The sequence below is a fragment of the Pseudomonas sp. LBUM1662 genome (assembly GCF_059695915.1).
Window position 1 is genome coordinate 1,316,277 of record NZ_CP166793.1, and the last position, 26,319, is coordinate 1,342,595.

The 26,319-nt window shown below is 59.5% G+C and carries 23 protein-coding genes; 20 read left to right on the forward strand and 3 right to left on the reverse strand.

Annotated elements, in window-relative coordinates; genetic code table 11:
- The first annotated feature begins 31 nt into the window (after window positions 1-31).
- From fabZ to ispD, 12 genes are all read left to right on the forward strand, one after another.
- Window positions 32-472 carry a 3-hydroxyacyl-ACP dehydratase FabZ gene (gene fabZ, locus ACA049_RS05760; protein WP_008154051.1) on the forward strand — a complete coding sequence of 147 codons (441 nt, stop codon included), beginning with the start codon at window positions 32-34 and terminating at the stop codon, window positions 470-472.
- On the forward strand, window positions 469-1,245 hold the full coding sequence (gene lpxA, locus ACA049_RS05765) for an acyl-ACP--UDP-N-acetylglucosamine O-acyltransferase (protein ID WP_131059164.1): 777 nt from the start codon (window positions 469-471) through the stop codon (window positions 1,243-1,245). The genes fabZ and lpxA overlap by 4 nt, the downstream gene beginning before the upstream one ends.
- 2 nt (window positions 1,246-1,247) lie before the next feature.
- The gene (gene lpxB / locus ACA049_RS05770; protein ID WP_497333819.1) at window positions 1,248-2,378 is read left to right on the forward strand and encodes a lipid-A-disaccharide synthase; all 1,131 of its coding nucleotides are present in this window, start codon (window positions 1,248-1,250) and stop codon (window positions 2,376-2,378) included.
- Between the two features lie 11 nt (window positions 2,379-2,389).
- On the forward strand, window positions 2,390-3,016 hold the full coding sequence (gene rnhB / locus ACA049_RS05775; RefSeq protein ID WP_497336776.1) for a ribonuclease HII: 627 nt from the start codon (window positions 2,390-2,392) through the stop codon (window positions 3,014-3,016).
- A 76-nt stretch (window positions 3,017-3,092) separates the two neighbouring features.
- Window positions 3,093-6,614 carry a DNA polymerase III subunit alpha gene (gene dnaE / locus ACA049_RS05780; protein ID WP_497333821.1) on the forward strand — a complete coding sequence of 1,174 codons (3,522 nt, stop codon included), beginning with the start codon at window positions 3,093-3,095 and terminating at the stop codon, window positions 6,612-6,614.
- A gap of 139 nt (window positions 6,615-6,753) precedes the next feature.
- Window positions 6,754-7,701, forward strand: a complete 948-nt coding sequence (locus ACA049_RS05785) for an acetyl-CoA carboxylase carboxyltransferase subunit alpha (protein WP_010462799.1) — start codon at window positions 6,754-6,756, stop codon at window positions 7,699-7,701.
- A gap of 131 nt (window positions 7,702-7,832) precedes the next feature.
- Window positions 7,833-9,161 carry a tRNA lysidine(34) synthetase TilS gene (gene tilS / locus ACA049_RS05790; RefSeq protein ID WP_497333823.1) on the forward strand — a complete coding sequence of 443 codons (1,329 nt, stop codon included), beginning with the start codon at window positions 7,833-7,835 and terminating at the stop codon, window positions 9,159-9,161.
- Between the two features lie 274 nt (window positions 9,162-9,435).
- Window positions 9,436-11,067, forward strand: coding sequence for a CTP synthase (pyrG, locus tag ACA049_RS05795; protein WP_109628218.1), 1,632 nt, complete (start codon window positions 9,436-9,438; stop codon window positions 11,065-11,067).
- A gap of 5 nt (window positions 11,068-11,072) precedes the next feature.
- Complete coding sequence (kdsA, locus tag ACA049_RS05800) at window positions 11,073-11,918, forward strand: 3-deoxy-8-phosphooctulonate synthase (protein WP_084322286.1); 846 nt, start codon at window positions 11,073-11,075, stop codon at window positions 11,916-11,918.
- 156 nt (window positions 11,919-12,074) lie between these two features.
- A complete protein-coding gene (eno, locus tag ACA049_RS05805) occupies window positions 12,075-13,364 on the forward strand; it encodes a phosphopyruvate hydratase (protein WP_131059171.1) in 1,290 nt (429 codons plus the stop codon).
- A 171-nt stretch (window positions 13,365-13,535) separates the two neighbouring features.
- Complete coding sequence (gene ftsB, locus ACA049_RS05810; RefSeq protein WP_008028992.1) at window positions 13,536-13,814, forward strand: cell division protein FtsB; 279 nt, start codon at window positions 13,536-13,538, stop codon at window positions 13,812-13,814.
- The gene (gene ispD, locus ACA049_RS05815) at window positions 13,811-14,518 is read left to right on the forward strand and encodes a 2-C-methyl-D-erythritol 4-phosphate cytidylyltransferase (protein WP_109628219.1); all 708 of its coding nucleotides are present in this window, start codon (window positions 13,811-13,813) and stop codon (window positions 14,516-14,518) included. Before ftsB ends, ispD begins: the two co-directional genes overlap by 4 nt.
- Before the next feature lie 103 nt (window positions 14,519-14,621).
- Here the strand turns inward: ispD and ACA049_RS05820 are convergent, their stop codons facing one another.
- Complete coding sequence (locus tag ACA049_RS05820; protein WP_497333826.1) at window positions 14,622-15,518, reverse strand: LysR family transcriptional regulator; 897 nt, start codon at window positions 15,516-15,518, stop codon at window positions 14,622-14,624.
- A gap of 107 nt (window positions 15,519-15,625) precedes the next feature.
- Here ACA049_RS05820 and ACA049_RS05825 point away from each other — a divergent pair, with 107 nt between their 5' ends.
- The 8 genes from ACA049_RS05825 (at window position 15,626) to rpoS (ending at window position 22,761) form a co-directional block, all read left to right on the forward strand.
- Complete coding sequence (locus ACA049_RS05825) at window positions 15,626-16,738, forward strand: S-(hydroxymethyl)glutathione dehydrogenase/class III alcohol dehydrogenase (protein ID WP_497333828.1); 1,113 nt, start codon at window positions 15,626-15,628, stop codon at window positions 16,736-16,738.
- An 8-nt stretch (window positions 16,739-16,746) separates the two neighbouring features.
- Window positions 16,747-17,592 carry an S-formylglutathione hydrolase gene (fghA, locus tag ACA049_RS05830; RefSeq protein ID WP_497333830.1) on the forward strand — a complete coding sequence of 282 codons (846 nt, stop codon included), beginning with the start codon at window positions 16,747-16,749 and terminating at the stop codon, window positions 17,590-17,592.
- Between the two features lie 43 nt (window positions 17,593-17,635).
- Window positions 17,636-18,109 (forward strand): 2-C-methyl-D-erythritol 2,4-cyclodiphosphate synthase, encoded by a 474-nt coding sequence (gene ispF, locus ACA049_RS05835; protein WP_010462780.1) that lies wholly within the window; start codon window positions 17,636-17,638, stop codon window positions 18,107-18,109.
- Window positions 18,106-19,164 carry a tRNA pseudouridine(13) synthase TruD gene (gene truD / locus ACA049_RS05840; RefSeq protein WP_497333832.1) on the forward strand — a complete coding sequence of 353 codons (1,059 nt, stop codon included), beginning with the start codon at window positions 18,106-18,108 and terminating at the stop codon, window positions 19,162-19,164. Before ispF ends, truD begins: the two co-directional genes overlap by 4 nt.
- On the forward strand, window positions 19,152-19,901 hold the full coding sequence (gene surE, locus ACA049_RS05845) for a 5'/3'-nucleotidase SurE (protein ID WP_131059177.1): 750 nt from the start codon (window positions 19,152-19,154) through the stop codon (window positions 19,899-19,901). Before truD ends, surE begins: the two co-directional genes overlap by 13 nt.
- 41 nt (window positions 19,902-19,942) lie before the next feature.
- The gene (locus ACA049_RS05850) at window positions 19,943-20,578 is read left to right on the forward strand and encodes a protein-L-isoaspartate(D-aspartate) O-methyltransferase (protein WP_170948756.1); all 636 of its coding nucleotides are present in this window, start codon (window positions 19,943-19,945) and stop codon (window positions 20,576-20,578) included.
- Window positions 20,579-20,789: 211 nt separating this feature from the next.
- Window positions 20,790-21,647 carry a peptidoglycan DD-metalloendopeptidase family protein gene (locus tag ACA049_RS05855; RefSeq protein ID WP_497333834.1) on the forward strand — a complete coding sequence of 286 codons (858 nt, stop codon included), beginning with the start codon at window positions 20,790-20,792 and terminating at the stop codon, window positions 21,645-21,647.
- Between the two features lie 106 nt (window positions 21,648-21,753).
- Entirely contained in the window at window positions 21,754-22,761 is a 1,008-nt protein-coding gene (gene rpoS, locus ACA049_RS05860) for an RNA polymerase sigma factor RpoS (protein WP_056856224.1), read from the forward strand.
- A 471-nt stretch (window positions 22,762-23,232) separates the two neighbouring features.
- Here the strand turns inward: rpoS and fdxA are convergent, their stop codons facing one another.
- Window positions 23,233-23,556, reverse strand: a complete 324-nt coding sequence (gene fdxA, locus ACA049_RS05865) for a ferredoxin FdxA (protein ID WP_497333836.1) — start codon at window positions 23,554-23,556, stop codon at window positions 23,233-23,235.
- A 142-nt stretch (window positions 23,557-23,698) separates the two neighbouring features.
- Complete coding sequence (mutS, locus tag ACA049_RS05870; RefSeq protein ID WP_497336778.1) at window positions 23,699-26,266, reverse strand: DNA mismatch repair protein MutS; 2,568 nt, start codon at window positions 26,264-26,266, stop codon at window positions 23,699-23,701.
- Between the last annotated feature and the right edge of the window lie 53 nt (window positions 26,267-26,319).

The following is a 26,319-nucleotide window of genomic DNA, read 5'->3' on the forward strand; positions in this document are numbered from 1 at the left end:
CTCCCAATCTTTACATAGGCTTCCCCCCGAAATGATGGACATCAACGAGATTCGCGAATACCTGCCTCACCGTTACCCGTTCCTGCTGGTGGACCGGGTCGTGGATCTGGATGTGGAAGGCAAGCGCATTCGCGCCTACAAGAATGTCAGCATCAACGAACCTTTCTTTAATGGCCACTTTCCTGCGCATCCAATCATGCCGGGCGTGTTGATCATCGAAGCGATGGCTCAGGCTGCCGGTATCCTTGGCTTCAAAATGCTCGACGTGAAGCCCGCAGACGGCACGCTTTACTATTTCGTCGGCTCCGACAAGCTGCGTTTTCGCCAGCCCGTCACCCCAGGCGATCAACTGATCCTCGAAGCCCGCTTCATCAGCTGCAAGCGTCAGATCTGGAAGTTCGAGTGCCAGGCTTCGGTCGACGGCAAGCCAGTCTGCTCCGCTGAAATCATCTGCGCGGAACGCAAACTATGAGTTTGATTGACCCTCGCGCAATCATCGATCCGACGGCCGTTCTGGCCGAAGGTGTCGAGGTCGGCCCATGGTCGATCGTCGGCGCAGGTGTGGAAATCGGCGAGGGGACAGTGATCGGGCCGCATGTGATTCTCAAGGGCCCGACCCGAATCGGTAAGCACAACCGCATTTACCAGTTTTCTTCGGTAGGTGAGGACACGCCCGATCTGAAATACAAAGGCGAAGAAACCCGTCTGGTCATCGGTGACCACAACGTCATCCGTGAAGGCGTGACGATTCACCGCGGGACCGTTCAGGACCGTTCGGAAACGACCCTGGGTGATCACAACCTGATCATGGCCTATGCGCACATCGGCCACGACAGCGTCATCGGCAACCACTGCATCCTGGTCAACAACACTGCATTGGCCGGCCATGTGCACGTTGAAGACTGGGCGATCCTGTCCGGTTTTACCCTGGTCCACCAGTATTGCCACATCGGCGCCCACAGCTTTTCCGGCATGGGTACCGCCATTGGCAAGGACGTTCCAGCCTACGTCACGGTGTTCGGCAACCCCGCCGAAGCCCGCAGCATGAACTTCGAAGGCATGCGCCGTCGTGGTTTCAGCGAAGACGCGATCCACGCTCTGCGTCGTGCCTACAAGGTGGTTTACCGCCAGGGCCTGACGGTCGAGCAGGCACTCGCCGAACTGGCCGAGCCTTCGGATCAGTTCCCGGAAGTCGCGGTGTTTCGTGACTCCATTCAGTCTTCGACCCGCGGCATCACACGTTAATCATGGCTAATCTGCGTATTGCGCTGGTGGCGGGTGAGGCTTCCGGTGACATTCTGGGCGCGGGTCTGATGCGCGCACTCAAGGCTCAGCATCCGGCGGTGGAATTCATCGGTGTCGGTGGCCCGCTGATGCAGGCCGAAGGCCTGACTTCGTATTTCCCGATGGAACGTCTTTCGGTCATGGGCCTGGTGGAAGTGCTGGGTCGATTGCGCGAGCTGATGGCGCGTCGCAAAAAGCTGATCGCCGACCTGATCGCCGAAAAGCCGGACGCGTTCATCGGCATCGATGCCCCGGACTTCAACCTCAATATCGAACTCAAGCTGCGTCAGGCCGGCATCAAGACCGTGCATTACGTCAGCCCTTCGGTGTGGGCGTGGCGGCAGAAGCGGGTACTGAAGATTCGCGAAGGCTGCGACTTGATGCTGACGCTTTTCCCGTTCGAAGCGAAGTTCTATGAAGAGAAGGGCGTGCCGGTGCGGTTTGTCGGGCATTCCCTGGCGGATGCGATCCCGCTTGAGGCTGATCGCGCCGCCGCACGGGCCGAACTCGGCTTGCCAGACGGGCCGTTGGTCGCACTGATGCCAGGCAGCCGTGGTGGCGAAGTCGGCCGTCTCGGTGCGTTGTTCCTCGATACCGCTCAACGCCTGCGGGCCTTGCGCCCCGGTGTTCGGTTCGTCATGCCTTGTGCCAGCCCTGAACGTCGTGTGCAGCTGGAAGAGCTGCTGGCGGGCCGCGATCTGCCGCTGACCTTGCTTGATGGCAAATCCCACCTGGCCCTTGCCGCCTGCGACGCCGTGTTGATTGCCTCCGGGACGGCGACCCTTGAGGCGCTGTTGTACAAGCGGCCGATGGTGGTTGCGTATCGCCTGGCGCCGCTGACGTTCTGGATTCTCAAGCGCATGGTGAAAAGCCCTTACATCTCCCTGCCAAACTTGTTGGCCCAACGTCTGTTGGTCCCTGAGTTGCTGCAGGACGACGCGACGGTCGAAGCTCTGGCCCAGACCTTGTCGCCGTTGATCGAGGGCGGCGCAGAACAGACCCGCGGCTTCGACGAAATTCACCGGACCTTGCGTCTGGATGCCTCCAACCAGGCGGCGGATGCCGTGCTGAAACTGATCGGCAAAGTACAATGAGCAAAACAAGCATGCAGATGGGGCTGGATTTCACCTTGGTCGCTGAAGTGGAAGATTTGGTTGCCGGTGTCGACGAAGTCGGACGCGGCCCGCTCTGCGGCGCCGTGGTCACGGCTGCGGTGATTCTCGATCCGAATCGTCCGATCCTCGGCCTGAACGACTCGAAGAAGCTCACCGAAGCCCGCCGCGAAAAGCTCTACGACGAAATCTGCGAAAAAGCCCTGAGCTGGTGCATCGCCCGGGCCGAAGTCGAAGAGATCGATGAGCTGAACATCCTGCATGCCACGATGCTGGCCATGCAGCGCGCGATCGAAGGCCTGCACATCCAGCCGAAACTGGCGATGATCGATGGCAACCGTTGTCCGAAACTGTCCATGCGCGCCGAAGCGGTGGTGCAGGGCGACGGCAAGGTGCCGGCCATCGCTGCGGCATCGATTCTGGCCAAAGTCAGCCGCGACCGTGAAATGGCTGCTTTCGAATTGATTTACCCGGGTTACGGCATCGGCGGCCACAAAGGCTACCCGACGCCCGTTCATCTGGAAGCCCTGGCCCGCCTGGGGCCAACCCCGATTCACCGCCGCTCGTTTGCCCCGGTACGCCTGGCTTATGAGGCGCGAGCAAGCCTGATCGAGAGTTAGTTGCAAGGCTGATGTTTTTACCAAGGCCCGGTACAATCCGGGCCTTGTTGTCTTCACGTTACTAGACAGGATCACTATGCCGGCTTCATTCGTTCATCTACGCCTGCACACTGAATATTCCCTGGTCGACGGTCTGGTGCGGATCAAACCGCTGGTCAAGACCCTGGTCGGCATGAACATGCCTGCCGTCGCGGTCACCGACCAGAACAACATGTGTTCCCTGGTCAAATTCTATAAAGCGGCCATGGGCGCAGGCATCAAGCCGATCTGCGGCGCCGACCTGTGGCTGTCGAACAAGGATCCGGACAACGCCCTGAGCCGGATCAGCCTGCTGGCGATGAACGCCGTGGGCTATCGCAACCTCACTGAACTGATTTCCCGCGGCTTCATCGACGGCCAGCGCAATGGCTCGATCATCATCGAGCGCGAGTGGGTGGCCGAAGCCAGCGAAGGCTTGATCATGCTGTCGGCGGCCAAAGAGGGCGAAATCGGCCTGGCCATGCTCAGTGGCAATCCGGCAGAGGCAGAAAACCTCGCGCGCGAATGGATGGCCGTGTTCCCGGATCGTTTCTATCTGGAGATCCAGCGCACCAATCGCCCCAACGACGAAGAACAGTTGCACGGCGCCGTGGCCCTGGCCGAAAAAATCGGTGCGCCGCTGGTCGCGACCAACGATGTGCGCTTCATCAAGCAGGAAGACTTTGCCGCTCACGAAACCCGCGTCTGCATCGGTGAGGGCCGCGCCCTCGACGATCCGCGGCGTTCGAAGAATTACAGCGATCAGCAATACCTCAAAAGCGCCGAGGAAATGGCCGAGCTGTTCAGCGACATTCCCGAAGCGCTGGCCAACACCGTCGAGATCGCCAAGCGCTGCAACATCGAAGTAAAACTGGGCACTCACTTCCTGCCCAACTTCCCGATCCCTGATGGCATGACCATCGACGAGTATTTCCGCAAGGTCTCGTTCGACGGTCTGGAAGAGCGCCTCAGCGTTCTACTGCCCCGCGACACCACCGAAGATTACGAAACCAAGCGACAGGTCTACGTCGACCGGCTGAATTTCGAGCTGGATATCATCATCCAGATGGGTTTCCCCGGTTACTTCCTGATCGTGATGGACTTTATCCAGTGGGCCAAGAGCAACGGCGTGCCGGTGGGGCCAGGCCGGGGGTCGGGTGCCGGGTCGCTGGTGGCCTATGTGCAGAAGATCACCGACCTCGATCCGCTGGAATATGACCTGCTGTTCGAACGTTTCCTTAACCCGGAACGGGTTTCCATGCCCGACTTCGACGTCGACTTCTGCATGGACGGCCGTGACCGCGTGATCGATTACGTGGCCGAAAAATACGGTCGCAACGCGGTGAGCCAGATCATCACCTTCGGTTCCATGGCCGCCAAGGCTGTGGTCCGGGACGTGGCGCGGGTGCAGGGCAAGTCCTACGGTCTGGCGGATCGTCTGTCGAAGATGATTCCGTTCGAAGTCGGCATGACCCTGGAAAAAGCTTACGAGCAGGAAGAAATCCTGCGCGACTTCATCAAGGTCGATGAGGAAGCCGCGGAAATCTGGGAAATGGCGCGCAAGCTCGAAGGCGTTGTGCGTAACGTCGGCAAGCACGCCGGGGGTGTGGTAATCGCCCCGACCAAGCTGACTGACTTCTCGCCAATCTATTGCGATGAGGCCGGCGACGGTCTGGTGACCCAGTTCGACAAGGACGACGTTGAGGCTGCCGGCCTGGTGAAGTTCGACTTCCTCGGTCTGCGGACCCTGACGGTCATCGACTGGGCGCTGAAAACCATCAACCGCGATCGCGCCAAGGTCGATGAGCCGCCGCTGGACATCGCGTTCATCCCGCTGGATGACAAACCGACGTACCAGTTGCTGCAAAAGGCTGAGACCACCGCGGTGTTCCAGCTCGAGTCGCGCGGCATGAAAGAGCTGATCAAAAAGCTCAAGCCCGACTGCCTGGAAGACTTGATCGCACTGGTGGCCCTGTTCCGTCCGGGCCCGCTGCAATCGGGCATGGTGGACGACTTTATCAACCGTAAGCACGGCCGCGCCGAACTGGCGTACCCGCACTCGGACTACCAGTACGAAGGCCTCAAGCCTGTATTGGCACCGACTTACGGCATCATCCTGTATCAAGAACAGGTGATGCAGATTGCCCAGGTCATGGCCGGTTACACCCTCGGCGGTGCGGACATGCTGCGTCGGGCCATGGGTAAGAAAAAGCCCGAAGAAATGGCCAAGCAGCGCGGCGGTTTCATTGACGGTTGCAAGACCAACAATATCGACGCTGACCTTGCCGGTAACATTTTCGACCTGGTGGAAAAATTCGCCGGTTACGGTTTCAACAAATCCCACTCCGCCGCGTATGGCCTGGTGTCGTACCAGACCGCGTGGCTGAAAACGCACTACCCGGCGCCGTTCATGGCTGCGGTACTGTCCGCGGATATGCACAACACCGACAAGGTCGTGACCTTGATCGAAGAAATTCGCACCATGAAGCTGCGTCTCGACGCGCCGGATGTGAATACTTCGGAGTTCAAGTTCACGGTGAATGACGAAGGCCGGATTATTTACGGCCTCGGCGCGATCAAGGGTGTCGGCGAAGGTCCGGTGGAGGCGATCACCGAGGCGCGTCAGGACGGCCCGTTCAAGGACCTGTTCGATTTCTGCGCCCGTGTCGACCTCAAGCGAATCAACAAGCGCACCCTGGACGGTTTGATCCGTAGCGGCGCGCTGGATCGTCTCGGTCCTTACTTCCATGACGAGCAGAAAGCCTATCAGGCCAATATCGACCGCAACCGTGCGGTCCTGCTGAACGCCATGGAAGGGGCGATCAAGGCCGCGGAACAAACCCTGCGCACCAAAGACAGCGGTCACGTCGACCTGTTCGGCGGTCTGTTCGTCGAAGAAGACGCCGATGTCTACGCCAATAACCGCAAGGCCAAGGAGCTGACCCTCAAGGAACGCCTGAAAGGGGAGAAAGACACCCTGGGCCTGTACCTGACCGGTCACCCGATTGACGAATACGAAGGCGAGATCCGCCGTTTTGCCCGTCAGCGCATCATCGACCTGAAGCCGGCTCGCGATACGCAGACCGTCGCGGGCATGATCATCGCCCTGCGGGTAATGAAGAACAAAAAGGGCGACAAGATGGGTTTCATCACCCTCGATGACCGCTCCGGTCGGATCGAAGCTTCGTTGTTTGCCGAAGCGTTCCATTCCGCGCAATCGCTGTTGCAGACCGATGCGATGGTGGTAGTCGAAGGCGAAGTCAGCAACGACGACTTCTCCGGTGGCTTGCGCCTGCGGGTCAAACGGGTGATGAGCATGGAAGATGCGCGCACCAACCTCGCCGAAAGCCTGCGCCTGAAGCTGCAGACCAAGGATTTGAAGGGCGATCAGCTACGCTGGCTGGGTGAGTTGTTCAAACGTCACCGCGGCGCGTGCCCGATCACCATGGAGTACACGAGCCCCGATGCGAAGGCCTTGCTGCAGTTTGGCGAGACCTGGCGAATCGACCCGGCGGATGCGTTGATTCAAGCCTTGCGTGACCAGTTCGGGCGAGACAACGTCTTCCTCCAATACCGTTGACGGTCAGGTTCCGCCGAAGGCCCTGATCTCGACCTGAATTTTTAATCTCGACCTGAACGCGCCTGTCCCTTAAGGTAGGGCGCGAATAGACAACCGGCCGGCCCAAGCTCTCTTGGACGTCGACCCAAGACGGACGCCTATGAACCCGAATTTTCTAGATTTCGAACAGCCGATCGCCGACCTGCAAGCCAAGATCGAAGAGTTGCGCTTGGTCGGTAACGACAATTCGCTGAATATCGGCGATGAGATCTCCCGCCTGCAGGACAAAAGCAGCACGCTGACCGAAGACATCTTCGGCAAGCTGACCAGCTGGCAGATCGCACGTCTCGCGCGTCACCCGAAACGTCCGTATACCCTGGACTACATCGAACACATCTTTACCGAGTTCGACGAACTGCACGGCGACCGTCACTTCTCCGACGACGCTGCGATCGTGGGCGGCATTGCCCGTCTGGACGACCAGCCGGTGATGATCATCGGTCACCAGAAGGGCCGTGAAGTGCGCGAGAAAGTTCGCCGCAACTTCGGCATGCCGCGTCCGGAAGGCTACCGCAAGGCGTGCCGCCTGATGGAAATGGCCGAACGTTTCAAAATGCCGATCCTGACCTTCATCGACACCCCGGGCGCTTATCCTGGCATCGACGCTGAAGAGCGCAACCAGAGCGAAGCGATTGCCTGGAACCTGCGCGTCATGGCCCGCCTGAAAACCCCAATCATCGCCACCGTGATCGGTGAAGGTGGTTCTGGTGGCGCTCTGGCGATCGGCGTTTGCGATCAGCTGAACATGCTGCAGTACTCGACCTACGCGGTGATCTCGCCGGAAGGTTGCGCCTCGATCCTGTGGAAAACCGCCGAGAAAGCTCCGGACGCCGCAGAAGCGATGGGCATCACCGCCGAGCGCCTGAAAGGCCTGGGTATCGTGGATAAAGTGATCGGCGAGCCATTGGGCGGCGCACATCGCGATCCGGCAGCGGCTGCGGCTTCGATCCGTGCCGAGCTGAGCTCGCAACTGGCGATGCTGAAGAAGTTCGACAACGAAGCGCTGCTGGCCCGTCGTTACGAGCGTCTGATGAGCTACGGTCTCTGATCTGACCTCGGCTTCAATGTGGGAGCGGGCTTGCTCGCGAAAGCGGTATAACAGTCAACTGATGTGTTGAATGTTGAGCCGCCTTCGCGAGCAAGCCCGCTCCCACATTTGTTTCGTGTGAAGTGATCGATATGAGTCAGTCCATGATTGATTTGCCGTCCCGGCTTCTGCTGAATCTAGCCCCTTGGCGTAACGCCACAACCTGGCGCATTGCTTTCAGTGGCGGGCTCGACTCCACCGTTCTGCTGCATCTGCTCGCCCACCTCGCAAAAACCCATTCCTTGCCGGCGCTCAGCGCCATCCATGTCCATCACGGCCTTCAAGCTGCGGCTGATGCGTGGCCGCAACATTGTCAGTCGGTCTGTGACGCGTTGGGTGTGCCGCTACAGGTAGTCCACGTTCAGGTTCGGCCCGGCGCCAGCCTTGAGCGTGCCGCCCGGGATGCGCGCTATGGCGCCTTCGTTGAAGCCACTCAAGCGAACGAAGTGCTGCTCACCGCCCAACACCGTGACGATCAGGCGGAAACCCTGCTGTTTCGGCTGTTACGCGGGGCAGGGGTGAGGGGCTTGTCAGGCATGCCTCGCGAACGCGCCTTGGGTCGCGGGCATCTGCTGCGTCCGTTGCTCGATGTCACGCGCGCCGAACTTGAGGCTTACGCAGCCGAGCATCAGCTGAGCTGGATCGAAGACCCTTCGAACCAGGACCGCCAGTTCTCGCGCAATTACCTGCGCCATCAAGTGTTCCCGGCATTGACCGAGCGCTGGCCGCAAGCGATGGCGACCATGGCCCGCAGCGCCGCGCATCTGAGCGAAGCGCAGGGGTTGCTCGATGAACTGGCGCAAATCGATCTGGCCAGTGCCAACACCGTCAATGATTTCGATTGGCTGGGGCTGCCGTCCCTTGAGTTGGCGCCGCTGGCAAAACTCTCTGCCGAGCGGCAGCGCAACGCATTGAGTCACTGGCTCACAGCGCTGACGCGGTTGCCGGATAGCGACCATTGGTCGGGTTGGGACGATTTGCGCGATGCCACGGGCGATGCCCGTCCCGTCTGGCGGCTGGCCGAAGGCGAACTGCATCGGGCGGGCGGACGCATCTGGTGGCTGTCAGGCGGTTGGCTGCGCAATTCGCCACCCGCCGGCGTCTGGTCTGATCCCTCGACTGCGCTGGTATTGCCGGAAAACGGCGTGCTCACCTGCACCGGCCAAATCCCCGCTGGCCCGCTGCAGATCCGCTATCGTGAGGGGGGAGAGGTCATGCATCTGCCTGATCGCGGCCACCGGGATCTCAAGCGTTTGCTCAACGAACGCGGTGTTCCGGGCTTCGTCCGTGGCAGATTGCCGCTGGTCTATCGCGGCGAGCAATTGCTGGCGGTGGCCAACCTGCGGGGCCTTGATGGCAGCGAGCAGGAGGGCTGGCATTTGCATTGGGACCCACTGAGCGAAGATCAAGGTTTGAGCTGAAAGGGGCTTTCCGGTAGACTACGCTCCCTTCTTGATACAACTTCTGTGGATTCGCCTGAATTACAGAAGTTGCCGATTACCAAGCAGTCTTTGCTGGGCGATTCCAAAAAATGTGTAGCGAGCAACGTACCGGTGTTTCATCTGCCGGTCTGTCCCAACGCGGCGGTTTTTTTGAAAGGTGCACTGTGATTAATGCAGGTGATCGGGGGCTTCGGCCTTCCTTCGCTTTCCCCGGCGGCTCGGACCGCTTTAACGCAGACTTCTAGGGTTTTTCATGACGCGCTACATATTCGTCACGGGCGGTGTTGTTTCTTCATTGGGGAAAGGCATTGCCTCGGCTTCATTGGCGGCCATCCTGGAGGCGCGGGGACTTAAGGTCACCATGCTGAAGCTGGACCCGTACATCAACGTTGACCCGGGCACCATGAGCCCGTTCCAGCACGGTGAAGTGTTCGTCACCCACGACGGCGCCGAGACCGACCTGGACCTGGGCCACTACGAGCGGTTCATCCGCACGACCATGACCCAGAACAACAACTTCACCACCGGCCGTGTCTACGAACACGTCCTGCGCAAAGAGCGCCGTGGTGACTACCTGGGTGCAACCATCCAGGTGATCCCGCACATCACTGACGAAATCAAGCGCCGCATCATCAAGGGTGCCGGCGATGCCGACGTGGCCATGGTCGAGATCGGTGGCACCGTGGGTGACATCGAGTCGCAACCGTTCCTCGAAGCCATTCGTCAATTGCGTTTCGAAGTCGGCGCCAAGCGCGCGATGCTGATGCACCTGACACTGGTGCCGTACATCGCCACCGCTGGCGAAACCAAGACCAAACCAACCCAGCACTCGGTCAAGGAACTGCGTTCCATCGGCCTGCAGCCAGACGTGCTGGTGTGCCGTTCCGATCACCCGATCGACATCTCGTCGCGTCGCAAGATCGCACAATTCACCAACGTTGAAGAACGTGCGGTGATCGCGCTGGAAGACGCCGACACCATCTACAAGATCCCGGGCATCCTGCACTCCCAGGGCCTGGATGATTTCGTTGTCGAGCGCTTCGGCCTGCAATGCGGCAGCGCCGACCTGTCCGAGTGGGAAGCCGTCGTTGACGCCAAGCTGAACCCGGAACACGAAGTCACCATCGCGATGGTTGGCAAGTACATGGAACTGCTGGACGCCTACAAGTCGCTGATCGAAGCGATGAGTCATGCCGGCATCAGCAACCGCACCAAGGTCAACCTGCGCTACATCGATTCCGAAGACATTGAAAACCAGGGCACCGCGCTGCTGGAAGGTGTCGACGCGATCCTCGTACCGGGCGGCTTCGGTCTGCGTGGCGTGGAAGGCAAGATCACCGCCGTTCAATACGCTCGCGAAAACAAGGTTCCGTACCTCGGCATCTGCCTGGGCATGCAAGTGGCCGTGATCGAGTTCGCTCGTAACGTGCTGGGCTGGAAAGACGCCAACTCCACCGAGTTCGATCGCGCCAGCGGTCACCCGGTCGTGGGCCTGATCACCGAGTGGGAAGATGCCACCGGCGCCGTCGAAACCCGTACCGAAGCGTCCGACCTGGGCGGCACCATGCGCCTCGGCGCTCAGGATTGCCTGCTTGAGCCGGGTTCCCTGGTGCACGATTGCTACGCCAAGGACGTGATCGTCGAGCGTCACCGTCATCGCTACGAAGTGAACAACAACCTGCTGCCGCAAATCATGGAAGCCGGCCTGAAAATCTCCGGTCGTTCCGGTGATGGCGCGCTGGTCGAAGTGGTTGAAGCCCCGGATCATCCATGGTTCGTCGCTTGCCAGTTCCACCCTGAGTTCACCTCGACACCGCGCGACGGTCACCCGTTGTTCAGCGGTTTCGTTAAAGCAGCTTTGGTTCAACACCAGAAGAAGGCGTAACTCCAATGGCGCAGAAGATCATCCGTGTAGGCGATATCGAGATTGCCAACGACAAGCCAATGGTGCTTTTCGGTGGCATGAACGTGCTGGAAAGCCGCGACATGGCGATGCAGGTCTGCGAAGAATACGTAAAGGTCACCGAGAAACTCGGTATCCCTTACGTGTTCAAGGCCAGCTTCGACAAGGCCAACCGTTCCTCCGTGACCTCTTACCGTGGCCCCGGCCTGGAAGAGGGCATGCGGATTTTCCAGGACATCAAGCAAGCCTTCGGCGTGCCGATTATCACCGACGTTCACGAGCCTGAGCAGGCTGCGGTCGTCGCTGAAGTCTGCGACATCATCCAGCTGCCGGCCTTCCTGTCGCGCCAGACCGACCTCGTGGTCGCAATGGCCAAGACCGGCGCAGTGATCAACATCAAGAAAGCCCAGTTCCTCGCGCCTCAGGAAATGAAACACATCCTGAACAAGTGCGTGGAAGCGGGTAACGATCAGTTGATCCTCTGCGAACGCGGTTCGAGCTTCGGCTACAACAACCTGGTCGTCGACATGCTTGGCTTCGGCATCATGAAGCAGTTCGAATACCCGGTATTCTTCGACGTGACCCACGCGCTGCAAATGCCCGGCGGTCGCTCCGATTCAGCTGGCGGCCGTCGCGCCCAGGTCCTCGATCTGGCCAAGGCCGGCATGAGCCAGTCCCTGGCCGGTCTGTTCCTCGAGGCCCACCCGGACCCGGACAACGCCAAATGCGACGGCCCTTGTGCCTTGCGTCTGGACAAACTGGAGCCATTCCTGGCCCAGCTCAAAGCTCTGGACGAACTGGTGAAGAGTTTTCCGACGGTAGAGACCGCGTAAACCTCATTTCTCCGGTAAAGTACCGCACGATTTGTTGCTCAGGCCCTCGGGCCTGAGCCTTATCGTCCGCAAGTCTGCCCGCTGCACACCACTTGCCGACGGTAAAAGATTTCCTCTAGCTGCGTCGTTTTCGTCAACTTTGGAGTGTTTACAACAATGGCAAAAATCGTCGACATCAAAGGTCGTGAAGTTCTCGACTCCCGTGGCAATCCCACCGTGGAAGCGGACGTGCTTCTCGATAACGGCATCATCGGTAGCGCTTGCGCGCCGTCCGGTGCTTCCACTGGCTCGCGTGAAGCGCTCGAGCTGCGTGATGGCGACAAGAGCCGTTACCTGGGCAAAGGCGTACTCAAAGCCGTCGCCAACATCAACGGTCCGATCCGCGACCTGTTGAAAGGTACAGACCCAAGCGACCAGAAAGCGCTCGATCACGCGATGATCAAGCTCGACGGTACTGAAAACAAAGGTTCCCTGGGCGCCAACGCGATCCTCGCCGTTTCCCTGGCCGCGGCGAAGGCAGCAGCACAGGACCAGGACTTGCCGCTGTACGCTCACATCGCCAACCTGAACGGCACCCCGGGTGTTTACTCGATGCCGGTTCCGATGATGAACATCATCAACGGTGGCGAGCACGCCGATAACAACGTCGACATCCAGGAATTCATGGTTCAGCCGGTTGGCGCCAAGTCTTTCTCGGAAGGTCTGCGCATGGGCACCGAGATTTTCCATCACCTCAAAGCCGTACTGAAGGCCCGTGGCCTGAGCACTGCTGTTGGCGACGAAGGTGGTTTCGCACCGAACCTGGCTTCCAACGAAGACGCCTTGAAAGTGATTTCGGAAGCGGTGGCCAACGCTGGTTACAAGCTGGGCACCGACGTGACCCTGGCGCTGGACTGCGCGGCGAGCGAGTTCTACGAAGACGGTAAATACAACCTGTCCGGCGAAGGCCAGGTGTTCACCGCTGAAGGTTTCGCTGACTACCTCAAAGGCCTGACCGAGCGTTATCCGATCATCTCGATCGAAGACGGCCTGGACGAGTCCGACTGGGCTGGCTGGAAAATCCTCACCGACAAGATCGGCGAGAAGACCCAGCTGGTAGGCGACGACCTGTTCGTGACCAACACCAAGATCCTGAAAGAAGGCATCGATAAAAAGATCGCCAACTCGATCCTGATCAAGTTCAACCAGATCGGCACCCTGACCGAAACCCTGGAAGCCATCCAGATGGCCAAGGCCGCTGGTTACACTGCCGTGATCTCGCACCGCTCCGGCGAAACCGAAGATTCGACCATTGCCGACCTGGCTGTGGGCACCGCGGCTGGCCAGATCAAGACCGGCTCCCTGTGCCGTTCGGACCGCGTTTCCAAGTACAACCAACTGCTGCGTATCGAAGAGCAGTTGAATGGCAAAGCCAAGTACAACGGTCGCAGCGAATTCCGCGGCTGATTGCTACAGCGTAAAAAAGACACCGGATTGTGTCGGAAAAATCGCTACAGCGACGTTTTTGCCACTAGTCTGATGCCTTAAGAGCACAAGCCTGGGTCTTCCAGGCTTCGTGCTATCAGAAGCTTCATAGTTTGGCATGGCTGTCTTTTTTCACTGGATACCTGATATTCGATGCGCAGTCCCAATTGGTTGTTCCTCGTCTTGCTCTTGCTGCTGGCTGGCCTGCAATACCGCCTGTGGGTGGGTAATGGCAGTCTGGCGCAAGTGGCCGAGCTGACTCAGCAGATCGCGGATCAACACGCTGAGAACGAGGGTCTGCTCGAGCGCAATCGGGTGATGGACGCTGAAGTCAGCGAGTTGAAAAAAGGCATGGAGACCGTTGAAGAGCGGGCTCGCCATGAGTTGGGCATGGTCAAGGACGGTGAAACCCTTTACCAGTTGGCCCAATGATCCAGTCGTTACCGGCCTTCTGGGCCGTGATTCCTGCCGCGGGCGTCGGTGCCCGTATGGCCGCGGACCGTCCCAAGCAATACTTGCAACTGGGCGGGCGCACTATTCTCGAACACAGCCTCGGCTGTTTCCTTGATCATCCTGCCCTGAAGGGGTTGGTGGTCAGTCTTGCTGTTGATGATCCTTATTGGCCGAACCTGGCGTGTGCTGCCGATCCGCGTATTCAGCGGGTTGACGGTGGCGACGAGCGTTCCGGCTCGGTGCTCAATGCCTTGCTGCATTTGCATGCGCAAGGCGCGGACGATGAAGACTGGGTGCTGGTTCACGACGCCGCACGGCCCAACCTGAGCCGTGATGATCTGGACAAACTGCTAAGCGAATTGGCGGATGATCCTGTCGGTGGACTGCTGGCAGTGCCGGCACGCGATACCCTGAAACGGGTCGACAAGCACGGCCGTGTGGTTGAAACCGTGGATCGCAGCGTGATCTGGCAGGCGTATACCCCGCAGATGTTTCGCCTTGGCGCGTTGCATCGGGCATTGGCGGACAGTCTGGTGGCGGATGCGTTGGTGACGGATGAAGCTTCGGCCATGGAGTGGGCGGGACTGGCGCCTCGTTTGATCGAAGGACGATCCGACAACCTCAAAGTCACACGCCCTGAAGACCTCGAATGGCTGCGGCAGCGTTGGGCTAACCGCCGCTAAAAGATCGCAGCCTCGTTGCACTCGACAGCTCCTACATTGTCCGCGTTCACCGCAATACCTTGTAGGAGCTGTCGAGTGCAACGAGGCTGCGATCTTTTGATCTTCAAACGCGATACTCCGGCCTCAACGCCAACCCCTCCTTCAAATAATCCACCAACTTGCGCACCTTCGGCGACAGATGCCGCTGCTGTGGATAAAGCGCCCAAACCGCCGTGTTCGGGGGCTGGTGCGCCTCCAGCAGCGAAATCAACTCCCCGTTTTTCAGATGCTCCAACACGTAATAATCCGGCAACTGACACAGCCCAACACCTTGCAGGGCCGCATCCAGCACCGCTTGCCCACTGTTGCAACGCCAGTTTCCCTGCACCCGTTGCGAAAATTCCCGCCCGTTCTGTTCGAGTTGCCACATGTCCGAACTGCCGATCAGGCAATTGTGCCGGCTGAGTTCCGACAAACTGTGTGGGCGGCCATACCGTTCCAGGTAGGACGGTGAGGCGCACAAATACATGCGCCGCGGTGCCAGGCGTGTGGCGACCAGTCGCGAATCCTGAAGACGACCGAGGCGGATCGCCAGGTCCAGCCCTTCGTGCACCAGATCGAGAGGGCGATTGCTCAATTCAATGTCGACGCGCAGTTGCGGATAGAGCGCCATGAAGCGCGTCACCAGCGGCACGATGAAGCGTTCGCCATACGCCACGGCGCAGGTCATGCGCAGCATGCCCTTGGGTTCGCTGGTCAGGTCGCCGACTGCGCGCAAGGCTTCTTCGCGACCGTCCTGCAAACGCTGGCAATGCTGCAAAAAGGTTTGCCCGGCCTCAGTCAACGTGACCCGGCGGGTGCTGCGGTAAAGCAGCTTCGTCTGAAGGCGCTCTTCGAGGCGTACGATTTGTCGACTGATGTGAGAGGAAGAGACCCCAAGGCGTTCGGCGGCAGCGGTGAATTGGCTGCACTCGGCCACGGCGACAAACTCGTCGATCCCTTCCCAGCGGTTCTCGGACATCAAGGATTATCCCTGTATGGCAATAATGTTTTGCTTTTGTCCGGATTATTCCTCGTAAGGTGCTGTATTACACTCCCTGTCTCATTTTTATTCACTGGAGAATCCACATGATCAAGTCGCGCGCTGCCGTTGCCTTCGAGGCCAAGAAACCCCTCGAGATCGTCGAAGTCGATGTCGCCATGCCCAAGGCCGGTGAAGTGTTGTTGCGTGTGGTGGCCTCCGGTGTTTGTCATACCGATGCCTACACCCTGTCGGGCGCTGACCCGGAAGGCATCTTCCCGTCGATCCTCGGTCACGAAGGTGGCGCGGTGGTTGAGGCGATCGGCGAGGGCGTGACCTCTGTCGCTGTCGGCGATCATGTGATCCCGCTGTACACCCCGGAATGCCGTCAGTGCAAATTCTGCCTGTCGGGCAAAACCAACTTGTGCCAGGCGATTCGCGCGACTCAAGGCAAAGGCCTGATGCCGGATGGCACTTCGCGTTTTTCCTACAAGGGCCAGCCGATTTTCCACTACATGGGGACCTCGACGTTCTCCGAGTACACCGTGTTGCCGGAAATCTCCGTCGCCAAGATCGCGAAAGAAGCGCCCCTGGAAAAAGTCTGCCTGCTGGGTTGCGGTGTTACCACCGGCATCGGCGCTGTGCTCAATACCGCCAAGGTAAAACCGGGTGACACCGTGGCCATTTTCGGTCTCGGCGGCATCGGTTTGTCAGCCATCATCGGTGCGGTCAAGGCCAAGGCTGGTCGCATCATCGCCATCGACATCAACCCGGCCAAATTTGAAATCGCCAAGCAGTTGGGTGCAACCGATTGTGTGAACCCGAAAGATTTCGACCGTCCGATCCAGGAAGTCATCGTCGACATGACCGACGGCGGCGTCGACTTTTCCTTCGAGTGCATCGGCAATGTGCAATTGATGCGCGCCGCACTTGAGTGCTGCCACAAGGGGTGGGGCGAGTCGGTAATCATCGGTGTTGCCGGTGCCGGTCAGGAAATCTCTACCCGTCCATTCCAACTGGTCACCGGTCGCGTCTGGCGCGGTTCGGCGTTCGGCGGCGTGCGCGGTCGTACCGAGTTGCCTAGCTACGTCGAGATGGCCGAAACCGGCGAAATTCCGCTGGATACGTTCATCACCCACACCATGGGCCTGGAAGACATCAACAAGGCTTTCGACCTGATGCACGAAGGCAAAAGCATCCGTAGCGTCATCCATTTCTGAGGTCGGTCATGAGCCTGGAAAATATCTCCTGCCAGAAAAGCTTCGGCGGCTGGCACAAACGCTACAGGCACCGCTCCGATGTGCTCGGCTGCGACATGGTGTTCGCCGTGTACCTGCCGCCGCAAGCGGAGCAGGGCGGCAAGTTGCCGGTGCTGTACTGGTTGTCCGGCCTGACCTGCACCGATGAGAACTTCATGCACAAGGCCGGCGCAATGCGCATGGCTGCCGAGTTGGGGTTGATCATCGTCGCGCCGGACACCAGCCCGCGCGGCCCTGATGTGCCGGGCGATCCGGACGGTGCCTGGGACTTCGGTCTCGGCGCCGGGTTCTATCTGAATGCCACGCAGGAACCGTGGTCGCGCCACTATCGGATGCATGACTATGTCGTGCAGGAATTGCCGGCATTGGTTGAGGCTCATTTCCCGGCGTCGGACAAGCGCGGCATCAGCGGTCACTCCATGGGCGGCCACGGTGCGCTGGTTTGCGCCTTGCGCAATCCGGGGCGATATCAGTCGGTGTCGGCGTTCTCGCCGATCAACAATCCGATGGATTGCCCGTGGGGTCAGAAAGCCTTTTCCCGTTACCTGGGCGAAGACCGTTCGAAGTGGCGCGAGTGGGATGCGTGCGCCCTGATCGCCGAGGCAGACGAGAAGCTGCCACTGCTGGTGGATCAAGGTGATCGCGATGATTTCCTGGCCACTCAGCTCAAGCCTGAAGCCTTGCAACAGGCCGCCAAACTGGCCGGTCATCCGCTGACGTTGCGCCTGCAACCGGGCTACGACCACAGCTATTTCTTCATCGCCAGCTTCATTGATGAACACTTGCAGCATCACGCACGCGCCCTAGGCGCCTAATGCAGGTAGAATCACGCCCTGACAAAAATCGGGGCGTTTTTTTATGCGTATTGGCCACGGCTATGATGTGCACCGTTTCGCTGAAGGCGATTTCATTACTCTGGGCGGCGTGCGTATCGCACACGGCTTCGGGCTGCTCGCTCACTCCGACGGTGACGTCCTGCTGCACGCCTTGAGCGATGCCTTGCTCGGCGCCGCTGCGCTGGGTGATATCGGCAAGCACTTCCCGGACACCGACCCGACCTTCAAGGGCGCTGACAGCCGAGTGCTGTTGCGTCACGTCGTCGCACTGATCCACGCCAAGGGCTGGAAAGTCGGCAACGTCGATAACACCATCGTCGCCCAGGCGCCTAAAATGGCTCCGCATATCGAATCGATGCGCGCGCTGATTGCCGCGGATCTTCAAGTTGAGTTGGATCAAGTGAACGTGAAAGCTACCACCACCGAGAAGCTTGGCTTTGTCGGTCGCGAAGAAGGCATTGCCGTGCATTCCGTTGCCTTGTTGCTGCGCGCATGAACGAATTGCAATTGCTCGGCCCGCGAGCCTATGGCGAAGCCCTCGGCACGGCGGTTCTAAAAGCCACGGCGGAAGATTTCCAAGTCGATGAAGTCCTCGACATCCCCCTCAGCGGCGATGGCGAACACTTGTGGATCTGGGTGGAAAAGCGTGGCCTGAACACCGAAGAAGCGGCACGGCGGATTGCCAAGGCAGCGGGCGTGCCATTGCGCACCGTCAGTTACGCGGGCCTCAAGGATCGTCAGGCGTTGACTCGCCAGTGGTTCAGCGTGCAGTTGCCGGGCAAGGCAGATCCTGATTTGTCGGCGGCGGAAAACGACACGCTGAAAATCCTCAAGACCGGTCGGCACAAGCGCAAGCTGCAACGCGGCGCTCACTCGGCCAACGGCTTCACCTTGCGCCTGACGCAATTCGCCGGCGACAAAGCCGCGATTGAAGAGCGGCTGCAACTGATCGCCAAACAAGGTATTCCCAATTATTTCGGTACACAGCGTTTCGGCTTTGATGGCGGGAACGTGGTCGACGCACGAGGTTGGGCCGCGCGCAAGGCATTGCCGGAGCAACGCAACGTGCGTTCGCGGCTGCTTTCCACCGCCCGCAGTTTTCTGTTCAATCAGGTGCTGGCGGCGCGTGTCGCCGATGGCACCTGGCAGAAAGCCCAGGTCGGCGATCTGCTGGCCTTCACCGACAGCCGCAGTTTTTTTCCGGCAGGCGAAGCCGAGTGCAGCGACCCGCGCCTGGCGATTCTCGACTTGCACCCGACCGGCCCGCAGTGGGGCGAAGGTGACTCGCCGGCGACCGGCGCTGTCCATGTACTGGAGCAGGCAATCGCCGCGCGCGAAGCGGATCTGCGCGATTGGTTGATTAACGCCGGAATGAGCCACGAACGTCGCATCCTGCGGCTGCCCATTGGTGGGTTGACGTGGCATTATCCCGAGCCTGACATTCTGCAACTGGAATTCGTCCTCCCGGCCGGATGCTTTGCCACCGTATTGGTGCGCGAGCTTGTTGATCTGGTGCCGGTGGGGCAGACGGACAGCCCATGCGTATTCTGATTTCTAACGACGATGGGGTAACCGCACCCGGTCTCGCCGCGCTTTATGCTGCGCTGGCGGATTACACCGAATGCGTGGTTATCGCCCCGGACCAGGACAAAAGCGGCGCCAGCAGCTCGCTGACGCTCGACCGTCCGTTGCACCCGCAAACCCTGGCCAATGGCTTTATCAGCCTGAACGGCACACCCACCGATTGCGTGCACCTGGGCCTTAACGGCTTGTTGGAGCGCGAACCGGACATGGTGGTTTCCGGCATCAACCTGGGCGCCAACCTGGGGGACGACGTGCTGTATTCCGGCACTGTCGCGGCAGCCCTTGAGGGACGTTTCCTCGAGCGTCCTTCGTTCGCCTTTTCGTTGGTCTCACGGCAAGTGGAGAACCTTCCCACAGCCGCTTACTTTGCGCGCAAACTGGTCGAGGCCCATGCTGACCTCGACCTGCCACCGCGCACGGTATTGAACGTGAACATTCCCAATTTGCCGCTGGACCACATTCGCGGCATTCAGCTGACCCGCCTCGGGCACCGCGCACGTGCGGCGGCACCGATGAAAGTGGTCGACCCGCGCGGCAAATCCGGTTACTGGATCGCCGCCGCCGGGGATGCCGAAGATGGCGGCCCGGGCACCGATTTCCACGCGGTGATGCAGGGCTATGTGTCGATTACCCCGCTGCAACTGGATCGCACCTTCAATGATGCCTTCAGAAGTCTCGATGGCTGGTTGGAGGGGCTGCGCTAATGGCTCGTGAACAAGACGATATTCTGCGTCGCGGCATCGGGATGACCTCGCAACGAACCCGCGAGCGCCTGATTCAACGCCTGTATGAGGAAGGGGTTTCCAACGCCAAGGTGCTGGAAGTCATCCGCCGTACACCGCGTCACCTGTTCGTCGACGAAGCGCTGGCTCATCGCGCCTACGAAGACACGGCGCTGCCGATCGGGCACAACCAGACCATCTCCCAGCCTTATATGGTGGCGCGCATGAGCGAGTTGCTGCTGGAGGCCGGTCCCTTGGACAAGGTGATGGAAATCGGCACCGGCTCGGGCTACCAGACGGCGGTACTGTCGCAGCTGGTTGAGCGGGTGTTCTCCGTGGAACGCATCAAGGTTTTGCAGGACCGGGCCAAGGAACGCCTGGTGGAGCTGAACCTGCGCAACGTGGTGTTTCGCTGGGGCGATGGTTGGGAAGGCTGGCCGGCGCTGGCGCCGTACAACGGCATTATCGTCACTGCAGTGGCCACCGATGTCCCTCAGGCGCTGCTCGATCAGTTGGCGCCAGGCGGGCGACTGGTGATTCCTGTCGGCTCCGGTGAGGTGCAGCAACTGATGCTGATCATCCGCGAAGAACACGGCTTTTCCCGTCGTGTTCTGGGGTCGGTGCGCTTCGTGCCACTGCTCAACGGGCCACTCGCCTGAGCATTTGTTCAGGCGCGCTGAATTCTCTTCGATTGCCCGGGTCTTACAGCGGCATCGATGGGTTAAACGGGATTCATCGGCGGGCAGCAAACGTGTGCGCGAAGCGATTTCGCTTCATTAAAGGTAAAGCCTGTCCGGCCCGTTATACTTGCGACATTTCGTGCCGGAACACGGCAATCCACAATTTCAGCCACCACAAAGGGAGCGGCGGGTGAGTCTCACAGTCATTGCGCAGCGTATGGGTACAAAGAGCTTTCAGCGCCTGGTGACTGGCCTCGTCTTGAGCACCTTGCTGGTCGGTTGCTCCAGTTCCAAAACGAGTGACGTGCGCGTCGTCGATCGCAACAAAGGTGTTGCCCAGCGTCCGGCGGTGACCACGGGTCAGTACGTCGTTCGACCAAAAGACACGTTGTTCTCGATCGCTTTTCGCTACGGCTGGGACTACAAAGCCCTCGCCGCACGGAACAACATTCCTACGCCGTATACGATCCATCCGGGTCAGACAATTCGCTTCGACGGTCGCACCGGTTCAACCCCGGCACCGATGGCCAGTGCTACCGATTCAACGCCTTCGTCGTCGCTGAAAACCACGGTAATCCGACGCCAGCCGAATGGCGCAACTACCAGCACAGCGGTCGTTGCACCGTCCGTCGCCAACAAGACGGCCCCTGCTCCGATGCCTCCTGCCGGCCCGGCCCCGACCGGCTGGGGATGGCCATCTAATGGCATTCTGATTGGAAAGTTCTCCTCAAACGGTAGTTTGAATAAAGGAATTGATATCGCCGGAGATTTGGGACAGCCTGTTTTAGCTGCGTCTGATGGGACGGTGGTATACGCCGGGAGTGGCTTAAGGGGCTACGGCGAATTAGTCATCATCAAACACAGCGATACCTACGTCAGTGCCTACGGACATAACCGCAGGCTTTTGGTTCGGGAGGGGCAGCAGGTCAAGGTCGGACAGACAATTGCCGAAATGGGGTCAACGGGTACAGACCGGGTGAAATTGCATTTTGAGATTCGCCGACAAGGTAAGCCTGTAGATCCGCTGCAATTCCTGCCACGTCGTTGATTTGTTAGCCAGCCTGTTCCGTCACGTAGAGGGAACAGGCTCCAGCGTTGCCAAGGATAAAGGCGCCGCTTGAGCTTGAGGTCGAACTCACCAAAGGACTATAACAATGGCTCTCAGTAAAGAAGTGCCGGAGTTTGACATCGACGATGAGGTTCTCCTGATGGAGACCGGCATCGGTACGGATTCGATGTCGAATGATGAAGGGGCTGCTCCACCTTCCGTTCGTGCCAAATCCAAACACTCCGCTTCGTTAAAGCAACACAAGTACATCGATTACACGCGGGCACTCGATGCCACGCAGCTGTACCTCAATGAAATCGGCTTTTCCCCATTGCTCTCCCCGGAAGAAGAAGTTCATTTTGCGCGCTTGTCGCAAAGTGGCGATCCGGCCGGGCGCAAGCGCATGATTGAAAGCAACCTGCGGCTGGTGGTGAAAATCGCCCGACGCTACGTCAATCGTGGGCTGTCGCTGCTGGACCTGATCGAAGAGGGCAACCTCGGGCTGATCCGGGCAGTGGAGAAATTCGACCCTGAGCGCGGCTTCCGCTTTTCGACTTACGCTACCTGGTGGATTCGTCAGACCATCGAGCGCGCAATCATGAATCAGACCCGGACCATCCGGTTGCCGATCCATGTGGTCAAAGAGCTCAACGTGTACCTGCGGGCTGCACGGGAGCTGACTCAAAAACTCGATCACGAACCCTCACCCGAAGAAATCGCCAACCTGCTGGAAAAACCAGTGGCAGAGGTCAAGCGCATGCTCGGCTTGAACGAGCGGGTTTCTTCGGTCGACGTCTCGCTGGGTCCGGATTCGGATAAAACCCTGCTGGACACCCTTACGGATGACCGACCAACCGATCCATGTGAGCTGTTGCAGGATGACGACCTGTCCCAGAGCATCGATCAATGGCTTTCGGAGCTGACCGACAAGCAACGCGAAGTGGTGGTCCGACGCTTCGGCTTGCGCGGCCACGAGAGCAGCACGCTTGAAGATGTAGGCCTTGAAATCGGCCTGACCCGGGAACGGGTCAGACAGATTCAGGTGGAAGGCCTGAAACGTCTTCGGGAGATTCTCGAGAAGAACGGCCTGTCGAGTGAGTCGCTGTTTCAATAGGCGATGAGCTTGTGTGGCATCGAAACCCCGACTGGTTCGGGGTTTTTTATTGCCTGGGATATGAGGTGGCAATCGACTCGGCTTTGTAGTCTTGCGCTGTAAGTCTTGGCTTACTCTTTCGTAAGTGTTCGTTATTTTTACAGTGTGGCAGTCATCCATGTTCTTTCGGTGTAATCGCTATCCATATGATTTTTATCAATATTATTTAATGTTTAAAGCATATGACAAACAGCTTCGATGATTTTGGTCGATTGCTCTCGGCGGGGAATTCTCTAGTATCTGAACTGTGTCGACGGACAGACACACCCTTCAAGGATGAGGGGAAGGACATCGCAGGGAGCGATTCATCAGGACGATGAAAAGGAACACAGGGAATAGGGAAAAAATGTGGGCGGGTCAAACCGCCCCTTTTTTTTGCCTGCAAAAAAGCAAAAAGGCCCACGAGGGGCCTTTTCAAGAACGCGGGAGAAATCAGCGTTCGAGGTGTTCGATCTTGCCTGGCTTGCCATCCCAAGCAGCGGAATCGGGCAATGGGTCTTTGCGCTCAGTAATGTTTGGCCAGATTTCAGCCAGCTCAACGTTCAGCTGAATGAAGTGTTCCATACCGGCCGGTACTTCATCTTCAGAGAAGATGGCCACGGCAGGGCATTCTGGTTCGCACAATGCGCAGTCGATGCACTCATCCGGGTGAATCACCAGGAAATTCGGGCCTTCGTAAAAGCAGTCCACCGGACAGACTTCTACGCAGTCGGTGTACTTGCACTTGATGCAGTTGTCGGTGACGACGAAGGTCATTTCTAATTCTCTCCTCAGGCGGCGGCAGCGGAGCCCCTTCACGTTGGGGTCGCCAGGTTTGGGAGCGATAGTCTGCAGGCCAGGCTATTAGCCTGCAGCATCCCAAACCGCGCGAGATTCTAACAGCTTGCAGGCAAGTGCGTTAGATCCGTGTCTTTAGTGTATAGAGCATTTCTAGCGCGCGACGCGGTGTCATGTCGTCCAGATCCAGTTTGGCCAGTTCATCCAGCACCGGATGCGGCAGGCTGGCGAACATATCGCTCTGCTGTGGCGCGGCCGGTTTGCCTTTGGCCGGTTTCGGAACTTCATGGGGCAGGGCAGTCGCTTCCAGCCGACCCAGATGCTCGCGAGCACGCACGATCACTTCGCTTGGCACGCCGGCCAACTGTGCAACCGCCAGGCCGTAGCTCTGGCTGGCAGGCCCGGGCAGCACGTGGTGCAGGAACACGATGCGCTCGTTGTGCTCGGTGGCATTGAGGTGAACGTTGGCCACCAGCGGTTGCGCTTCGGGTAGCACCGTCAGCTCGAAGTAGTGGGTGGCGAACAGCGTATACGCCCGCAGATGGGCCAGGCGTTCGGCGGCGGCCCAGGCCAGGGACAGACCATCGAAGGTGCTGGTGCCGCGGCCGACTTCGTCCATCAACACCAGGCTGCGTTCGGTGGCGTTGTGCAGAATGTTTGCGGTTTCGCTCATTTCGACCATGAAGGTCGAGCGCCCGCCCGCCAGGTCATCGCTGGAGCCGATCCGGGTGAAGATCCGGTCCACCAGCGACAATTCGCAACTGGCCGCCGGCACGAAGCTGCCGATGTGCGCCAACAGCACGATCAAAGCGGTCTGGCGCATGTAGGTGGATTTACCGCCCATGTTCGGACCGGTGATCACCAGCATGCGCGTGTTGTCGTCGAGGCTCAGGTCGTTGGCCACGAACGGCGTGGTCAGCACTTGCTCGACTACCGGGTGGCGACCCTGGGTGATGCGCATGCACGGCTCGTCAACGAAGCGCGGGCAGTTCAGGTCGAGGTTCAGTGCGCGCTCGGCCAGGTTGCTCAGCACGTCCAGCTCGGCCAGGGCCGCGGCGGTATCTTGCAAAGGTGGCAACTGGGCGATCAGGTCTTCGAGCAGCGCTTCGTACAGCATCTTCTCGCGGGCCAGGGCACGGCTCTTGGCCGACAACGCCTTGTCCTCGAACGCCTTCAGTTCCGGCGTGATGAAGCGCTCGGCACCTTTGAGCGTCTGGCGGCGGATGTAATCGGCCGGTGCCGACTCCGCTTGCTTGCTTGGCAACTCGATGAAGTAGCCGTGAATGCGGTTGTAGCCGACCTTCAGGTGCGACAGACCGGTGCGCGCCTTCTCGCGTGCTTCCAGATCGATCAGGAACTGCCCGGCGTTTTCACTCAGCGATTGCAGATCGTCGAGTTCGCTGTCGTAACCGGTCTTCAACACGCCGCCGTCACGGATCACCGCCGGCGGGTTGTCGATGATGGCTTTTTCCAACAGCGCCGCCAGTTCCGGGTAGGTGCTGGTGATCTTCGCCAGTTGAATGATGTGCGGCGCTTCCAGCTCGGTCATCGCCACTTGCAATTCTGGCAGCGCACCGAGCGCATCGCGCAGGCGTGCCAGGTCACGAGGGCGGGCATTGCGCAGGCCGATCCGCGCCAGAATTCGCTCGATGTCGCCGATTTCCTTGAGCTGCGGTTGCAGTTTTTCGAAACGGTAACCGTCGAGCAGGCAGGTAATCGAAGACTGGCGCGCCAGCAATACGGTGAGATCGCGCAGCGGACGGTTCAGCCAGCGGGTCAGCAGGCGGCTGCCCATGGCCGTCTGGCAACGATCGACGACCGATTGCAGCGTGTTGTCGCGCCCGCCCGCCAGGTTAGTGTCCAGCTCCAGGTTGCGACGGCTCGCGCCATCCAGCACCACGGTGTCGTCCAGGCGCTCATGGCGCAGGCTGCGCAAGTGCGGCAGGGCGGTGCGCTGGGTTTCCTTGGCGTAGCTGAGCAGGCAACCGGCGGCGCCGATGGCCAAAGTCAGGTTCTCGCAACCGAAGCCTTTCAAATCCTGGGTGGAGAACTGCTGGCAAAGACTTTTCAGCGCCGAGTCGCGCTCGAAATCCCACGGCGCACAGCGACGAACTCCACGACGTTTTTCCGCCGGCAGGTCCTTTGGCCAGTCATCCGGAATCATCAGCTCCACTGGATTGACCCGCTCCAGTTCCGCCAGCAGGTTTTCCCAGCCTTTGATTTCCAGCACGGTGAAGTTGCCGCTGGTGATGTCCAGCACGGCCAAGCCGAACAGACGCTCATCACCCAGCACCGCCGCGATCAGGTTGTCCCGACGCTCATCCAGCAGGGCTTCATCGCTGACCGTCCCCGGCGTGATGATCCGCACCACCTGACGATCCACCGGCCCTTTGCTGGTCGCCGGATCGCCGACCTGCTCACAAATCACCACCGACTCGCCGAGCTTGACCAGTTTCGCCAGGTAACCTTCGGCGGCGTGGTAAGGAATCCCACACATCGGAATCGCCTGACCGGCCGATTGCCCACGGGCCGTCAGGGTGATGTCCAGCAACTTGGCGGCCTTCTTCGCGTCTTCATAGAAGATCTCGTAGAAGTCGCCCATGCGGTAGAACATCAGCTGGTCGGGGTGCTGGTTTTTCAGGCGCCAGTATTGCTGCATCATTGGCGTGTGGGAGGACAGATCGGACAGTGCTTTATTCATCGGATATCAGGCAAATTCGTTGAAAGGTGTAGGGCAAAGGA

What these genes read in the sequence shown, in the direction of transcription:
- fabZ (WP_008154051.1), top strand. Translation starts at nt 32, where the DNA reads ATGATGGACATCAACGAGATTCGCGAATACCTGCCTCACCGTTACCCG.
- lpxA (WP_131059164.1), top strand. Translation starts at nt 469, where the DNA reads ATGAGTTTGATTGACCCTCGCGCAATCATCGATCCGACGGCCGTTCTG.
- lpxB (WP_497333819.1), top strand. Translation starts at nt 1,248, where the DNA reads ATGGCTAATCTGCGTATTGCGCTGGTGGCGGGTGAGGCTTCCGGTGAC.
- rnhB (WP_497336776.1), top strand. Translation starts at nt 2,390, where the DNA reads ATGCAGATGGGGCTGGATTTCACCTTGGTCGCTGAAGTGGAAGATTTG.
- dnaE (WP_497333821.1), top strand. Translation starts at nt 3,093, where the DNA reads ATGCCGGCTTCATTCGTTCATCTACGCCTGCACACTGAATATTCCCTG.
- ACA049_RS05785 (WP_010462799.1), top strand. Translation starts at nt 6,754, where the DNA reads ATGAACCCGAATTTTCTAGATTTCGAACAGCCGATCGCCGACCTGCAA.
- tilS (WP_497333823.1), top strand. Translation starts at nt 7,833, where the DNA reads ATGAGTCAGTCCATGATTGATTTGCCGTCCCGGCTTCTGCTGAATCTA.
- pyrG (WP_109628218.1), top strand. Translation starts at nt 9,436, where the DNA reads ATGACGCGCTACATATTCGTCACGGGCGGTGTTGTTTCTTCATTGGGG.
- kdsA (WP_084322286.1), top strand. Translation starts at nt 11,073, where the DNA reads ATGGCGCAGAAGATCATCCGTGTAGGCGATATCGAGATTGCCAACGAC.
- eno (WP_131059171.1), top strand. Translation starts at nt 12,075, where the DNA reads ATGGCAAAAATCGTCGACATCAAAGGTCGTGAAGTTCTCGACTCCCGT.
- ftsB (WP_008028992.1), top strand. Translation starts at nt 13,536, where the DNA reads ATGCGCAGTCCCAATTGGTTGTTCCTCGTCTTGCTCTTGCTGCTGGCT.
- ispD (WP_109628219.1), top strand. Translation starts at nt 13,811, where the DNA reads ATGATCCAGTCGTTACCGGCCTTCTGGGCCGTGATTCCTGCCGCGGGC.
- ACA049_RS05820 (WP_497333826.1), bottom strand. Translation starts at nt 15,518, where the DNA reads ATGTCCGAGAACCGCTGGGAAGGGATCGACGAGTTTGTCGCCGTGGCC.
- ACA049_RS05825 (WP_497333828.1), top strand. Translation starts at nt 15,626, where the DNA reads ATGATCAAGTCGCGCGCTGCCGTTGCCTTCGAGGCCAAGAAACCCCTC.
- fghA (WP_497333830.1), top strand. Translation starts at nt 16,747, where the DNA reads ATGAGCCTGGAAAATATCTCCTGCCAGAAAAGCTTCGGCGGCTGGCAC.
- ispF (WP_010462780.1), top strand. Translation starts at nt 17,636, where the DNA reads ATGCGTATTGGCCACGGCTATGATGTGCACCGTTTCGCTGAAGGCGAT.
- truD (WP_497333832.1), top strand. Translation starts at nt 18,106, where the DNA reads ATGAACGAATTGCAATTGCTCGGCCCGCGAGCCTATGGCGAAGCCCTC.
- surE (WP_131059177.1), top strand. Translation starts at nt 19,152, where the DNA reads ATGCGTATTCTGATTTCTAACGACGATGGGGTAACCGCACCCGGTCTC.
- ACA049_RS05850 (WP_170948756.1), top strand. Translation starts at nt 19,943, where the DNA reads ATGACCTCGCAACGAACCCGCGAGCGCCTGATTCAACGCCTGTATGAG.
- rpoS (WP_056856224.1), top strand. Translation starts at nt 21,754, where the DNA reads ATGGCTCTCAGTAAAGAAGTGCCGGAGTTTGACATCGACGATGAGGTT.
- fdxA (WP_497333836.1), bottom strand. Translation starts at nt 23,556, where the DNA reads ATGACCTTCGTCGTCACCGACAACTGCATCAAGTGCAAGTACACCGAC.